The organism is Lysinibacillus sp., from assembly GCF_032093475.1.
In the GTDB taxonomy this organism is placed as follows: Bacteria; Bacillota; Bacilli; order Bacillales_A; family Planococcaceae; genus Lysinibacillus; species Lysinibacillus irui.
In genome coordinates this window covers 16,866-30,642 of the sequence record NZ_DAMDAY010000010.1, presented here as the reverse complement: position 1 = coordinate 30,642, position 13,777 = coordinate 16,866, and the positions used below count along the sequence as shown (strand labels likewise).

Below are 13,777 nucleotides of genomic sequence, written 5' to 3'. Positions count from 1 at the left end.
ACCTCTTAACCATTATTATACACAGTTTACTAAAAATTGATGGTCGCATCTCAAATAAAAGTTAACTTGTATGTGACCTTAACTAAATAGAAAGGGTGATTAAAGTGACTGTTACAGCAGTGGGAGAAATCATGAAAGGTCTTAGAGGAGATGATACACAACTACAGTGGGGCTTCGATATGGGAGTTGTACGAGAGACTGTATCCAAGTATGAAACAGGGCGGTCTAAGGTGCCAGCAGATATTGGTCGTAAGATGATGGACAAATACGATGATCCTAAGCTCGCAATGGCTATTCAATATGAATACACAGGTACAGGTCCTCGTTGGCTAGATGGTCAGAATGTAGATTTACATCGATGCAGCGTCAGAGAAAAAACCATTGAGGAGTTGGAAGAAGCATTAGTTGCAATTAAAAATACAAGTATGTCGAAACCTGCGTTTGCCTTAACACCAAAAGAACGTGAGGAACATAAGAAAACACTTGAAGAAATAGTGGAGCTTATAACAGCTGCCACAAATTACATTGCTGTTGGAACTGACTACATTGGCATCAGTTATTCAGGAGTATGGAATGAACACTATAACTATTTGCAACAGGAAGGATTTATCAAATGAATATAGATGAACAAATTGAGCATGAAATTAGATGTATCGAAGATCTAACAGATGTAATCAAACTACACGTTAAATCAGGTCGTATCAACATAGCAAAACAACTAGAACGAGACCAACATAATTCGTTGAAACAACTAGAAAAACTACATGAGCGCAAACGGTTATGGGCAACTGTTGAACAGCTTAATAAGAATGGAGTACTAGCGAAGGTGGTGGATAAGGTTGTGGAAATGGCTTGATAACTATTTTTACTTACCAGATGACGATGTACCAGAATCACACAGGAAGTTTTGCATTAGTGCAGTTATTACAATGCTTATTATCGGAGTGCCAATCATTATCACTTGTTGGCAATAAAAAAGCTGCTTAATCGATGCAACGATTAAACAGCCATAGACAAGGAATATATGAATCTAAATCTATTATATCACAAGTTCAGACGTTTGCGAGAGTTATCTCGCTCTCGTCAAGCAGCTTACAGCACCGTCTCCCTACGGTTTAGCTTTGCCACTGTGAGTTGCTTGATGGGATGCCATCAAAACAATAATAGAAAGGATTGATATGTATGAAATTAAATCAAGCAATATCTAGGATTGCAGATTTACCAAACATTTTAGAGCATTACGGAATTCCGTCAGAAAATGTTATCAGTGTACAGTACAGCGATAGCGCAATGAATAACGGTGATATTCTAGTACATTTACACCGCAAAGAAACTATTGAAAAACTAGGTAACTGTAATGTCGAAACGTTCATAGGCTACGATGACGCAAGCTGGACACAGTATAGATTCGAAAAAGACGGCATTTCATTCGTTTGCTGTGAACGTGAGGCGATAGCGTGAGTGTGCTTTTAGAAGTAGAAAACCCTATGGTACTTGGTCGTATTGAGTATCCATCACAACCTTATAAGCCTGTTGTAACCTTTGAAATGCACGATGATTTTGGGAGTTTCATAGCTTGTGGTGATGTGTATTTCGAGATAGGAGAGGTGTTAATTCACATCGACAATATCAGTGATTATTTAGCTGCTGGATATCGGGATGATTCAACTTACAACATGAGTGATTCGGAGGTTATTGCTTATGTGGAGGAGCATTATGGTTTTGCTCATACAAAAAAATAAACCACTTGGCAGAGTGGCTTAAACAAATCAAATATTAGCGCCATTATAGCGCATTACAGGAGGAATTACAAATGAACAATGGATTAACAGAGCAATTTAACAATCCTCAAATGGGACAACCTTCATTTCAAAATACAGGAGGTGCGCTAGCTCAAGCTAGTGCATCTCGTGAAATGGAGGAAGTAAAAGGACAGATATTTATGGCAAAGCAATTCCCGCGAAACACGTTTCAAGCTGAACAACGAATTATTGATTCATGCCAACGTCCAGCATTAGCACAGGTGGCTATGTATCAATATCCTCGTGGAGGACAAAGAGTTACAGGGCCATCAATCCGTTTAGCAGAAGTCTTAGCTCAAAACTGGGGCAATTTATCGTTTGGTATTCAAGAGCTTGAACAACGCGATGGGGAATCGGTTGCAAAGGCTTATTGCTGGGACCTAGAAACAAATGTCCGTCAAGAGAAAGTGTTCACGGTTAAACACTCAATGAAAGCGAAAGGAGCAATAAAAAAATTGGATGATCCGCGAGACATCTATGAAAAAGTAGCTAACGATGGTGCTCGAAGATTGAGAACTTGTATCCTTGGCATCATTCCTGGAGACATTGTGGACAAGGCCATCATTCAATGTAACAACACCCTAGCTGGAAACAGTAAAGGACCTCTAAAAGATCGTATCGGAAATGCGCTTAAAACATTCAAAGAGCAACATCGTGTTACTCAAGAAATGATAGAAGCAAAGTTTGGGTATAATGCTGAATCCTTTACTGAATATGATTATGTTGAGTTAATTAACATTTTTAACAGCTTAAAAGACGGCATGAGTAAGGTAGAGGATTGGTTTGATAAAGAAATTGCAAAAAATCAATCAAGTGGTTTAGGTGCTGATTTCCAAGCTCAAGCAGAACCAAAAGTAGAGGTGAAATCAGATGCAACAAACGACATTCCAGTTGAACAGCCAGAATTACCACTCGAATGAGGCAAACCAGCACTTTATGTCAGTATCACAGTTTAAAAGTGCTATGGATTGTGAAGCTAGAACGTTTGCAGAAGTTAGGGGCGAGTTTTCTCGTCCTCCCTCTACAGCACTAATGGTTGGTTCTTATCTTCATTCAGCCTTTGAAAGTGATGTGGCATTTACTGAATTTCTAGAACTGAATCGCGACAGCATTTATAACAATCGCGGCAACAAGTATAAGGACTACGAAAAAGCTGACGACATGATTGAAACCATTAAAAATGACGAGTTTTGCATGTTCGCTTTACAAGGGGAAAAAGAGGTCATCTATACAGGGGAACTATTTGGAGTAGAGTGGAAAATTAAAGTCGATAACATAAATCATAATCGTGGATTTTTCAGCGATTTAAAAAGTACACAGGAGCTTCGAAAACGGTACTGGAGCGAGAAATATAATACTTGGGTTTCGTTTGTACAAGCTTTTGATTATGTGCTCCAGATGTGGGTATATCGAGAAATCATTTTTCAAAATACAGGGCGTTACTATGATCCTTACATTGTGGCAGTTACAAAAGAATCGCCACCCGATAAAGCAGTTTTACACTTCGATTCAGGGCGTTTCGACTTCGAGAAAGAATATGTTCAATCGATGCTACCGAGCATCATAGATGCAAAGTTAGAGCGTAAAAATGCACATCGTTGTGACAAGTGCGAATATTGCCGAGGGACTAAGAAACTTAGTGGCACATTTGAAATTGAGTATCTACTGGATTAGGTGGTGCAATTGAATGAACAATGTACCAACGAAAGTGTTATTGCCTGCTTGGATATTTGGGCAGGCAAAGGATAACGATGAAATCAGGCGCTTGGTACTGGATTACATGCGAAGATACCCAAACTATCGAATTGTCAAAGTGAGTGGTAGTTTCGCAGTATGTGAAAGGCTGGATGGTCTTATTTGAATAAATGTGTGATTAAAAATTTGAATATTGAAAATATGGAGGGTTGTATATGTACGACGAATTACGGCGTGGTTTTAAATCTTGGGCAAAGGAACTACCACCAGCACCAAAATGGACAGCGTGGCATCATAAAACATTTAATCGACCACGTAGAAAGCGTAAGTAGGAGGGGCGAGGGCAAATGGCTAAATTTAGATTAGTACACACATCATTCTGGAACGATCCACGTGTCGTTGAAGAAATGACAGCAGAGGATAAATACTTCTTTCTATATTTGCTAACGAATGAAAGTACAACTCAAATCGGTATCTATCAAATTACAAAAAAACAAATAGCTTTTGATTTAGGTTACTCACCAGAGAGTGCAAATGCATTGTTACAACGCTTCATAGAGCACCACAAACTGATTAGATACAATGCTGAAACACGTGAAATAGCTATTAAGAATTGGGGCAAATACAACTTAGTTAGAGGTGGAAAGCCGATACTCGATTGTGTGAAATCAGAGTTAAAAAATGTGAAAGATACAACGCTTATTGAATGGGTTGGTGAAAGTATACCAAACGATTCAATACGTAACGTCTACGAGTCGTACTACGATACGTCAGCGATACGTGATGAAAACGCTAAATCTAGTAATATCAAGGGTTCGTACGTAACGTCACACGATACGTCAACGATAAGTGGACAAGAAGAAGAAAAAGAAGAAGAAAAAGAAAAAGAAGAAGAACAAGATAAAGATAAAGAAGAAAAGCAACTCGGTCAGTCTGTCGCTCCTTCACTAATTGATCATGAATTTCTAGCTATAAAAAACTTCTTTGACCAAGCAATTCGTGTTAGCAATTTTACAGATCACAAAAAGATGGACAACCTACTCAAACTTTATCCAGACCATTTACTAATTATCGAGGCCATAAAAGTAACAGCAGATAACGGTAAATCAAATATGGAATATGTAGAAGCTATCTTACGTAACTGGCGAACTGAAAAAGGAGTTAAATCATACGCAGATTGGCAGGTGAAGATTAATGCAGAAACTAAGCGATCCAATGGCAGCAATTATGGACAAGCTCAAAGCCAAAAGCCAAGCGTTTTCGGAGACTACTGTAGCGACTGAAGAACCTGCTTACAACTGTCCTAAATGTAAGGACGAAGGCGGATATATGGTACGTAAGAAAGCTGGAGAAACGACGTTAGTACGTGATGAAGATCAGTTAATAGAAATCACCTTGAAGTTTGATTCGGACGAATGGCAACAATGTGAGTGCTCCAAAATGCGTCAACTTAATCGCTTAATCAAATCTAGCGAAATTACAGAAGAATTTCAGAAAATGAGTTTTAAAAACTTCTCGACCGAGGGTGTACATCCAAAGGTTGCTGAAATGAAAAGTAAGGCCAATCAGTATTTCAGGGCTTTTGACGAGATTAAAGGCTATCGCCAAAACAGCATCATGTTAATTGGACAACCCGGTTGCGGCAAAACACATTTGTTAACGGCTATCTCTAATTACCTGATTCATACAAAGCAAGTGCCGGTTCTCTATTTTCCTTACAAGGATGGGATGAACAATCTGGCTGCTAACAACTTTGAACGTAAGAACGAAATTATGGACCGAATGAAGGAAATTGATGTGCTGTTTATTGATGATCTGTTCAAGCCAATTGGCGGAAAGGTTGATGTGAAGCCTTGGCAAGCTGAATCAATCTTTGAAGTGGTTAACTATCGCTACCTAAACAATAAACCGTTGCTTATATCAAGCGAGTTGTCATTAGATGACATGCTTTATATAGATGAAGCATTAACAAGCAGGCTGTTTGAAATGGCACAAGATTTCACGGTAACGATTCCAAAGAACATGAAAGTGAACTACCGATTACGTAAGGTATTTGAAAATAAGTGAGGGGCAACAGCCCCTTGATGGAGGGTGAAGGGATGATGAATCAAGAACAGTTGAATGCAATTAAAGAACGAGTGGCGAAGGCTACACCAGGGCCATGGGAGTATGACGAGGAAGAACGAGGTATTTGGAATAAAGGTGGTTTTAATTATTTAGGTACAGTAACACTATCACACAACTCGGCTGAATTTATAGCTCATGCTCGTGAAGATGTGCCAGCGCTTGTTGCGGAGGTTGAATACCTACGTGGAATGCTTAGAGATACAAGGAAAATTGTTCGTCAAAAAGTAAAAGAGGTTAAAACATTGCAGAATGCTTGTAAGAATCACAAGGCAAAGCAAGAAGCATTGGTTATTAAAAATGAACAACTTTGTGAAGCACTAATAGACATTGCAACAACTTGGCAAGATTCAGATGAACCGCAATTGACACAACTAGAAATGCATGCAAGAGCAAAAGAAGTATTGGAAGGTGAAGCTCATGAATGAACAATTTTTAATAGACCAAATCATTCTATACCTTGGGCAACATCAACGTTTTGGAGGAAAGCACAACGAAATCATGGCTTATAAGCGATTGGAGCAATTGAGAGTCATGGTGGGGCTGAAAGATGCAGACGAGGCTACGGATTATCTGATTATGAAAATGGAAGGGGCTATGGCTGCATGAGACGACGTAACGGCATTCCAATCGATATTCCAAGCGCTCGTAAGTCAGTACCGAAAGTTAAAGTGCAAAAGTCTGCAGAATACAAGAAATATAAGACCTTTGCAACGATGTTTAAAAAAGAAAATGATCAGCGAATATGGGCTACGGTACCAGTTGCACATCCTGATTTTAAATCACTAAAAAAAGAAGGGTTTCAAATAATTGAGGTTTGGGACAAGAAGGAGGTTTCAGCATGACATTCGAGGACTTAATAACATTGAAAGAAGCACAAAAGGTAATCGAGCGTCTTGCTTCATCTGTAGGAGTCAAAATTGAAGAATTAAACGATGAATCTTATAGCAAGGCCCATAAAAGTTTAGGACAAGTTATTGATCGATGGGAGAGTAAGCCATGATAAACCGTGTAATTTTAGTTGGCCGACTTACAAAAGATCCTGAATTACGTTACACACCAAATGGAATTGCATCATGTCGGTTCACAGTTGCAGTAAACCGTACATTCAAAGGGCAAAACGGTGAACAAGAAGCTGACTTCATAAGTTGCCAGGCATGGCGTAAGAATGCGGAGAATCTAGCAAACTTCATGAAGAAAGGTAACTTAATAGGTTTGGAAGGGCGAATCCAAACAGGCAGTTATGAAGGGCAAGATGGTAAGCGTGTTTTTACAACAGACGTTGTTGCAGACAGCATCCAATTCTTAGAGCCAAGAAACAGCACAGGAAGCTCACAGGGTACATCAAACTACGAATCTAGTACAAATACAGGTGGAACCTATCAAGGGGCTCCACAAGGGCAGAATTACGGCAATAATCAGCCGAGTTATTTGAGAGGTAATGAAGATCCATTTGCGAATAATAAGGGGCCAATGGAAGTAAATCAGGATGATCTCCCCTTCTAAATAATTAATCGAGGTGATACACATGCCAACATTAAGAAAAATCACCAAGGCTAGGACACCAAGAGAATTAGAACGTTTGGTTACGGATGATACGGAGAGAGGTTGGATGGTAGCTAGTCGAATGAATTACATTTCTGCAGATCCAAGACCTTATCAAATACTATTGGAATTTAACACTGAAAGGGAACAGGTGAGTTTATGAACTTAACGAAACTATTTGAAACACAAGCAGTATTGGACGAGCACATCATGCAGGAGCATCCAGAGCTACGAGGGCAGGACAATCTTGACTGGAAGCTACTAGCTTTACAGGTTGAGCTCGGTGAATGCGCTAATGAATGGCGTGGGTTTAAGAAGTGGAGTAAGGACCAGAAGCCAAGAACGGCATTCGAAGGGATTTGTGAATGTCCTCATTGTGACGGTTTTTGTTCTAATAATGATGATCAACCACGAAATTATGTATTAGAAGAATACGTTGACTGCTTGCATTTCATTTTGTCGATTGGACTTGAACTAGGTGCGAATAAATGGGTGAAACTTAGTGAATATCCAGTGGCAAACGAAAATGGCAGCATTACATTACAATTCCTAGACGTACATTCCAAAACATTAAAAGTCGTGGAGGAAATCATTCGAATGGAATCAGGACCAGCAGAAATCAGAGATTTGTACACGCAAGCATTCGAAAGCTTTTTACAACTGGGTACAAAACTTGCCTTCACATGGGATGAAGTAGAGACGGCTTATTTTGAAAAGAATCGTATTAATCATGCTAGACAAACAAACGGTTATTAATTAAACACACGCTGCTGGTAGAACGGCATTAGGTTGTTTTATCAGCAGCTTCTAAGAGTGCTGATAGGAGGAATAAAAATTGGGTTTAAATTTTAGTCATTGTGATGTTGGTTGGAGTTATTCAGGATTTAACAATTTCAGAAGAAGATTAGCACAACAAATAGAGATGGATTTAGATGACATGGTAGGGTTTGGTGGAAATATCCCTTTCCATATCTATCAAGATGATATTGTCCCTTTGTTAAATCATTCGGATTGTGATGGTGAGCTTACCCCAGATGAATGTAAACAAGTAGCGCCTAGATTAAGAGAGTTAGTATCCGGTTGGGAAGATGATTACGAAAAATCGAAAGCTCTAGATTTAGCGGACGGTATGGAATTAGCAGCAAATCGGGGAAAGTCATTGGAATTTCGATAGGCTAGGAGGGCAAACATGAACGTACTCACATTTGAAATACCAGGAGATGTGCAGGCACAGCAAAGACCGCGAGTGACTAAGTTCGGCACATTCGATCCGAAAGAATCAAAAGACTACAAATCATTTGTAAGATTAGTAGCTGCAGAACATGCACCAGAAACTTTAATTACAGAGGATATAAAGCTATCTATCGATGTTTATCGCAAGATACCTAAATCATTCAGCAAGAAAAAGCATCAGCAAGCTGTAGATGGAGTTTTAAGACCAACAACTAAACCAGACATCGACAATCTGGTGAAGGGCATTAAAGATGGTTTAAGCAAGGTTTTATGGCATGACGATAGCCAAGTGACAGAGTTGGTTGCTCGTAAGTTGTATTCGGATAATCCAAGGGCAGAGGTGACAATTGAATGGCAAGAAAAGTAGAGAGTCGATACATCTTATTCACTGGTGAGGTTCATGAAATCGTGAAATTTGATTTTACACAACGCCAAATAGAAACATTCATAACCCTATGGAATCAAGGATATCCAATCAACAAAATAGCTGACAGGCTTAATACAAGTAAGGTGAGCGTGGCGTTGATTGCAATGGATCTTGAAATGACAGGACGGATTGGTCCAAGGGCTGGTGGATTGCTAGGAAAGAAGAAAGTGGTTAGTTGAAAGATATTGCTCACTACGAAGGGAGAAAAACAATGGATAAAAAACAGCAACTTGTAAATGCAATTACAGAAAATCCAGAACGTAGATTAATTGTTATGTATTCATCAGAAGGTAATCATGACTACTCATACACTGTTGGGGAAATCGAAAAAGTCGAAGTTACTGAATCAACTACTTACAATGACGAACGAGTTTATTTTAGTGATGAATATGAGGAGTTATTAGAAACTATCGAAGAAGATATTTACACAGAACGATATGGCAATAAAACAATAAACGATGAAGAAGTTGCTGAAATAGAACGATTAGCAAAAGAAGAAATTAAAAAATATACTTGGGATCCTGTAATAGTGGTTTATGTTGGAAGCTAATCGATAGATATTGTTCAGAAAGGGAGTTAATTATATGGGGTGGAAAAAGAAGGGCAAAGAAAAGACTTGCTCACATAATTCGAGCTACGTAGGCGTTGGAATGAATGTGTACTGTTTGAAATGTGACAAATTAGTATTCAAGTTTAACTGAACATTTTGAACAAAAGAGGTGAGATTAAATGTCAAAGGAATTTAAACCAGGTCAGGAAGTGTTTCATAGGAATTTAGGTAAAGGTGTTTTCATTGGATACGACTTACATGATGAAGAAGTAATAGTTGAATTTACGGATGAAGATGGATATAAGGATGAGTTACGAGTGTCCACTGGACTGTTAAGTAATAAAGAAACAATTTAAGGTATGGAATAGCCTGATATCGCCAACTACCAGGCACATTGTTTCTAAATGGATTTAACCATGCGTTCAAAAATACGAAGGCCTAATCCTAAACCTAAAGCTATTGCAAGTAACACTAGAAATGCCATATAAATCACCTTCTTTCATACAAACCATTTTATAACAAATTTGTATTTAGGAAAAGAAAAAGCCGGAGCGTCGTCACACGCTACAGCTCGAATTGGTTTATGCCCTTTGATGGTGTTCACAACTCTAGTATATCACACCGTAGGAGGGCAAACCTATGTTAAAAGAAAGAACACTAACGATTACACCAGACGCTTTAGATTCAATGATTACAGACTACCACTGGATGGTTAACGCCATCAAAGAAATGCGAGCAGAAATGGTTATTGGGGCAAAAACGGCACAGTATGGAATTGAGGCTACATTACCGAAAGCAGTAGGTGGTGTAGGTGATCCAATTATGCAGGAGGCTATTAGACGTTCGAAAAATATAAAGCGAGTAGCAGAGTATGAGAGAAAACTTTTAGAGGTTCAGAAGCTTCTCGATAGAGTAACAGGCGACAGAGAGTTGCAAGTGCTGAACTGGATGTTGGACGGCAAAAGTAAGAATTGGATTTCTAAAAACATGGGAGTAAGTCATACCCATATCAGAAATATCAAAGAAAATATTATTAAACAGATGGTAGGGTGATAGTAGTTGTGGAAGGTACTAGTCAAAGATATGTACAAGTTTGAAATGAATGGTGCAGCAATAGTTGGTTGGGTAGTTGCATCAGTCTACGGAGTAGTAAGTATGATTAAAGAGATCATTACAGCATTTTGAACATAGTTTCAATACTTTCAAAAGTTTCAATACTTTCGACATTAGGAGAAAAGAAAATAGAAGATGTAAAATGGAGGGGAGGTCGGACAGGTAAATGTTTCTTCACTTGGTATTTATAAAATCCTAAATATTAGGGAAAGACAGACCGACGACCGACCTGCGCTTCGTAAACATGTTCGAAGCAAGACATACACGGCCGGCCCATATTTTTTTAAGAGATTAGGTATCTTAATTAATATAAAAGGCTAATAAAACTGAAGGAGTGGTTACTATGTGAACTTCGTCCACTTTCCATAATTTCAGTCAAACTTACTACAAGTGCACGGAAATGCACTATAAAACTAGAACACAATTCGTTACAAAATAACGTGGTGTCGCTCTACCACGAGTCGCAAGTGAGCTCTCGACAATTTACCACAATATCAAAGCTTTCATCTTCGGATGGAGGCTTTTTCTTTTGCTTTGAAAACTGCATCAAACAGCCAAAACGCTACGAGTTGAGAGGGCAGAGTTTGGTGTGGTTTTGAGAGCAAAAAGTTATTACATATATTTCATCTTCTGGGTTATGATTGGGTAGTTAGGAGGTGAAAATATGAATATAAGATTAGCAGATATAGAGTTAGATCAATCAGGTGCAGGATATGAATTGTCAAATGGAACAACTTTAAGTTTAGATCATTATACTCAAGTTTATTGCGTTAATACTTTTAATAATTCTGAAAGTACTACTTCACTTATATCAATTCAATCAGAATTAAAGGGCTATTTGTTGATTTTTACAGATGGTGTCGAAAGTGGACCAATATTTGTAGGTGTTGGAACAGAAAATATTCCATATAACATCAATTATAATCATCAATTATCGATGTATTTCAGACCGAATGAAGAAGTAGGTGATGACACCTTCCCTTCAAACCTTGTGAATATTAACGTACTGTAGATTGATTTAGGTTGCATCTTTTTTGGTGCAACTTTTTTATTTTTAACAAGCAACTAGCATAATGGGGTGATTACAAAACAAACAAATGACGATGGAGGTGGTGTTTATGAGATATGGCTAATTGGGATGAAATTAAACAGGAGTGGGAAACCACAAAGATTACGCTTGCTGATCTTGCTGAAAAGCATGATATAAAGCTTGGTACATTAAAGAGCCGTAAGAGCCGTGAGAAATGGTCGAGGGATGCAACCAAAACTAAGAAGGTTGCAACCATAAAAGAGGATGCACCCATGGATGAAGTTGTTTATTTTGAAGCTGAAGGTAATGATGGCTTAACTGATAAACAACGCCTATTTGTAGCGTATTACGTTAAGTCGTGGAATGCTACCAAGGCTTATCAGAAGGCTTATGGTTGTGCCTACTCAACGGCAATGGTTGAAGGGAGTAAACACCTTAGAAACCCTAAGATTCGAGAAGAAATCGTTAAGGTTCGAGATGGATTGACCGAGGATGCACTACTTGATAAACGCACACTCATTCAAAAATGGATAGACATAGCTTTTGCTGATATTACTGACTATGTGAAGTTCGGGAGGCAAGAAGAAGTCGTTTACAACGATGATGGGCAACCAGAGCTAGATATGAATGGCAATGTTAAAACCTACGCTTTCAACTATGTGCATCTGAATGAATCTACTGAAATAGATGGTTCACTCATTACAGAGGTTAAACAGGGTAAGGATGGAATCAGTGTTAAACTAGCTGACAAGATGAAAGCATTGGATTTCCTATCGAAACATTTAGATTTGTTAAATGAACGAGAGTTAAAACAACTACAGGTTGAACAGGTCCGTATGAATGTCAACAAGACGAAAGCCGAAGTGAAACAGATAACAAACGAAAGCCAAACATCCAGCAGAACTATAATAGTGAACGATAAAGAAGAAATGAGGCGATTAATGAATGAGCGTGCAAACAGTGAACGTTCTTGATTTAATGAACCCTCATTTTTATTCGTTTTGGCTGGCAGAGGAATCGAACATAATCCTTAAAGGAGGCCGTTCGAGTATGAAGTCATCTGTAATCAGTATGAAACTGGTTCTCGAATTTGTTGAGGATGACTTGGGCAATGTAGTTGTGCTTCGAAAAGTAGGTAAATATCTTTCAACTTCTGTTTATGAACAAATCAAGTGGGCTATCTACATGTTGAAGCTTGAAGATGAATTTTACTTCGGTAAATCACCTCTAGTCATTCGTCATAAAGCTACAAACACAGCATTTTATTTTTATGGTGTAGATGATCCTATGAAAATCAAGTCAGCTAAAATTGCTAAAGGTTATGTAATGGCACTATGGTTCGAGGAATTAGCTGAATTCGCGGGTGTTGAGGACATTGATATTGTTTCAGATACATTCATTCGTCAAGATCTAGGTGATAAAGATGTAAAAGTGTATTACTCTTACAACCCACCACGAAACCCTTACGCATGGGTGAATGAATGGACTGATAGCAAGGCTGGTGATGATGATTACCTTATTCATCATTCTACTTATATGGATGATGAGAAGGGCTTCTTATCAGCTCAAATGCTACGCAAAATCGAGAAGTACAAAGAGAATGACATTGATTATTGGCGATGGATGTACGCTGGTGAGGTTATTGGATTAGGTGACATGGTTTATAACATGAGTCACATGCAAGTGATTGATGATTTACCAAGTGATGATGACATCATACTAATAGATACCGCAACAGATACAGGACACCAAGTATCAGCTACAACTCATTTAGCTTTAGCCTATACCAAGCGACGCAATGTTATTTTGCTAGATACGTGGTATTACAGTCCAGAAAACAAGGTTAATAAGAAGGCTCCTAGTGAGTTATCAGGGGATTTTAAAACTTGGTTGGATAAAGTCAGAGAAGAATTTAAACGTCAATATGATGTGCAAACAATTGATAGTGCAGAGGGTGCATTACGTAATCAAATATTTAAAGATTATGGAATACGGCTGCATCCGGTAGCAAAAAAGAAAAAAATAGACATGATTGATAACGTTCAGGACCTATTGGCTCAAGGGCGTTTTTTCGTGTTGAATACACCAAACAATCAAATCTTTTTAGAAGAACATCGAAAATACCAATGGGATGCAGATACCTTACAAACTGATGATCCAAAGGTTATCAAAGTGGATGACCATACATGTGATGCATTCCAGTACTATGTGAATGATAATCTTAGAAAATTAGGATTGAAATATTAATTTACGAGAAG

Annotated in this window: 26 protein-coding genes; all 26 read left to right on the top strand. The window is 38.4% G+C overall.

The genetic code is table 11. The annotated features are described in order from the left end of the window. The first annotated feature begins 104 nt into the window (after nt 1–104). The 26 genes from RT445_RS04420 to RT445_RS04295 all read left to right on the top strand — a co-directional run bounded on the left by RT445_RS04420 (nt 105) and on the right by RT445_RS04295 (nt 13,766). The gene (locus RT445_RS04420; protein ID WP_313469883.1) at nt 105–617 is read left to right on the top strand and encodes an XRE family transcriptional regulator; all 513 of its coding nucleotides are present in this window, start codon (nt 105–107) and stop codon (nt 615–617) included. Beyond that, on the top strand, nt 614–856 hold the full coding sequence (locus RT445_RS04415; protein ID WP_313469881.1) for a hypothetical protein: 243 nt from the start codon (nt 614–616) through the stop codon (nt 854–856). Before RT445_RS04420 ends, RT445_RS04415 begins: the two co-directional genes overlap by 4 nt. After that, nucleotides 840–974 (top strand): hypothetical protein, encoded by a 135-nt coding sequence (locus tag RT445_RS04410; protein ID WP_258859247.1) that lies wholly within the window; start codon nt 840–842, stop codon nt 972–974. The genes RT445_RS04415 and RT445_RS04410 overlap by 17 nt, the downstream gene beginning before the upstream one ends. Before the next feature lie 208 nt (nt 975–1,182). Then, entirely contained in the window at nt 1,183–1,461 is a 279-nt protein-coding gene (locus RT445_RS04405; protein ID WP_313469879.1) for a hypothetical protein, read from the top strand. After that, nucleotides 1,458–1,742, top strand: coding sequence for a hypothetical protein (locus tag RT445_RS04400; protein WP_313469876.1), 285 nt, complete (start codon nt 1,458–1,460; stop codon nt 1,740–1,742). Before RT445_RS04405 ends, RT445_RS04400 begins: the two co-directional genes overlap by 4 nt. Before the next feature lie 71 nt (nt 1,743–1,813). Next, nucleotides 1,814–2,722 (top strand): hypothetical protein, encoded by a 909-nt coding sequence (locus RT445_RS04395; RefSeq protein ID WP_313469873.1) that lies wholly within the window; start codon nt 1,814–1,816, stop codon nt 2,720–2,722. A 16-nt stretch (nt 2,723–2,738) separates the two neighbouring features. Further along, a complete protein-coding gene (locus RT445_RS04390) occupies nt 2,739–3,476 on the top strand; it encodes a PD-(D/E)XK nuclease-like domain-containing protein (RefSeq protein WP_313469871.1) in 738 nt (245 codons plus the stop codon). Nucleotides 3,477–3,489: 13 nt separating this feature from the next. Then, the gene (locus tag RT445_RS04385; protein ID WP_313469869.1) at nt 3,490–3,663 is read left to right on the top strand and encodes a hypothetical protein; all 174 of its coding nucleotides are present in this window, start codon (nt 3,490–3,492) and stop codon (nt 3,661–3,663) included. 181 nt (nt 3,664–3,844) lie between these two features. Continuing rightward, nucleotides 3,845–4,780, top strand: a complete 936-nt coding sequence (locus RT445_RS04380; protein WP_313469867.1) for a DnaD domain protein — start codon at nt 3,845–3,847, stop codon at nt 4,778–4,780. Then, nucleotides 4,692–5,564: a DnaA ATPase domain-containing protein gene (locus RT445_RS04375; RefSeq protein ID WP_313469864.1), complete on the top strand. Its 873-nt coding sequence runs from the start codon at nt 4,692–4,694 to the stop codon at nt 5,562–5,564. The genes RT445_RS04380 and RT445_RS04375 overlap by 89 nt, the downstream gene beginning before the upstream one ends. Before the next feature lie 32 nt (nt 5,565–5,596). Beyond that, nucleotides 5,597–6,049 carry a hypothetical protein gene (locus tag RT445_RS04370; protein WP_313469861.1) on the top strand — a complete coding sequence of 151 codons (453 nt, stop codon included), beginning with the start codon at nt 5,597–5,599 and terminating at the stop codon, nt 6,047–6,049. Next, nucleotides 6,042–6,230, top strand: a complete 189-nt coding sequence (locus RT445_RS04365; protein WP_313469859.1) for a hypothetical protein — start codon at nt 6,042–6,044, stop codon at nt 6,228–6,230. The genes RT445_RS04370 and RT445_RS04365 overlap by 8 nt, the downstream gene beginning before the upstream one ends. Further along, nucleotides 6,227–6,466 carry a hypothetical protein gene (locus tag RT445_RS04360; protein ID WP_313469856.1) on the top strand — a complete coding sequence of 80 codons (240 nt, stop codon included), beginning with the start codon at nt 6,227–6,229 and terminating at the stop codon, nt 6,464–6,466. The genes RT445_RS04365 and RT445_RS04360 overlap by 4 nt, the downstream gene beginning before the upstream one ends. Next, on the top strand, nt 6,463–6,624 hold the full coding sequence (locus tag RT445_RS04355) for a hypothetical protein (protein WP_313469854.1): 162 nt from the start codon (nt 6,463–6,465) through the stop codon (nt 6,622–6,624). Before RT445_RS04360 ends, RT445_RS04355 begins: the two co-directional genes overlap by 4 nt. Further along, nucleotides 6,621–7,127, top strand: a complete 507-nt coding sequence (ssb, locus tag RT445_RS04350) for a single-stranded DNA-binding protein (RefSeq protein ID WP_313469852.1) — start codon at nt 6,621–6,623, stop codon at nt 7,125–7,127. The genes RT445_RS04355 and ssb overlap by 4 nt, the downstream gene beginning before the upstream one ends. A gap of 198 nt (nt 7,128–7,325) precedes the next feature. Next, entirely contained in the window at nt 7,326–7,922 is a 597-nt protein-coding gene (locus RT445_RS04345) for a dUTP diphosphatase (RefSeq protein WP_313469850.1), read from the top strand. Between the two features lie 79 nt (nt 7,923–8,001). Next, on the top strand, nt 8,002–8,340 hold the full coding sequence (locus tag RT445_RS04340; protein WP_313469847.1) for a hypothetical protein: 339 nt from the start codon (nt 8,002–8,004) through the stop codon (nt 8,338–8,340). Between the two features lie 15 nt (nt 8,341–8,355). After that, nucleotides 8,356–8,766 carry a RusA family crossover junction endodeoxyribonuclease gene (locus RT445_RS04335; RefSeq protein WP_313469844.1) on the top strand — a complete coding sequence of 137 codons (411 nt, stop codon included), beginning with the start codon at nt 8,356–8,358 and terminating at the stop codon, nt 8,764–8,766. Then, a complete protein-coding gene (locus tag RT445_RS04330; protein WP_313469841.1) occupies nt 8,751–9,005 on the top strand; it encodes a helix-turn-helix domain-containing protein in 255 nt (84 codons plus the stop codon). The genes RT445_RS04335 and RT445_RS04330 overlap by 16 nt, the downstream gene beginning before the upstream one ends. Before the next feature lie 32 nt (nt 9,006–9,037). Beyond that, nucleotides 9,038–9,376, top strand: coding sequence for a hypothetical protein (locus RT445_RS04325; protein WP_313469839.1), 339 nt, complete (start codon nt 9,038–9,040; stop codon nt 9,374–9,376). Between the two features lie 179 nt (nt 9,377–9,555). Further along, the gene (locus RT445_RS04320) at nt 9,556–9,732 is read left to right on the top strand and encodes a hypothetical protein (RefSeq protein WP_313469836.1); all 177 of its coding nucleotides are present in this window, start codon (nt 9,556–9,558) and stop codon (nt 9,730–9,732) included. Nucleotides 9,733–10,015: 283 nt separating this feature from the next. Continuing rightward, on the top strand, nt 10,016–10,429 hold the full coding sequence (locus tag RT445_RS04315; RefSeq protein ID WP_313469833.1) for a LuxR C-terminal-related transcriptional regulator: 414 nt from the start codon (nt 10,016–10,018) through the stop codon (nt 10,427–10,429). Between the two features lie 6 nt (nt 10,430–10,435). Further along, complete coding sequence (locus tag RT445_RS04310; RefSeq protein ID WP_313469831.1) at nt 10,436–10,561, top strand: hypothetical protein; 126 nt, start codon at nt 10,436–10,438, stop codon at nt 10,559–10,561. Between the two features lie 592 nt (nt 10,562–11,153). After that, the gene (locus RT445_RS04305) at nt 11,154–11,501 is read left to right on the top strand and encodes a hypothetical protein (protein WP_313469829.1); all 348 of its coding nucleotides are present in this window, start codon (nt 11,154–11,156) and stop codon (nt 11,499–11,501) included. 113 nt (nt 11,502–11,614) lie between these two features. Next, nucleotides 11,615–12,493 carry a terminase small subunit gene (locus RT445_RS04300; RefSeq protein ID WP_313469826.1) on the top strand — a complete coding sequence of 293 codons (879 nt, stop codon included), beginning with the start codon at nt 11,615–11,617 and terminating at the stop codon, nt 12,491–12,493. Next, nucleotides 12,465–13,766 carry a PBSX family phage terminase large subunit gene (locus RT445_RS04295; protein ID WP_313469825.1) on the top strand — a complete coding sequence of 434 codons (1,302 nt, stop codon included), beginning with the start codon at nt 12,465–12,467 and terminating at the stop codon, nt 13,764–13,766. Before RT445_RS04300 ends, RT445_RS04295 begins: the two co-directional genes overlap by 29 nt. Nucleotides 13,767–13,777 lie beyond the last annotated feature (11 nt).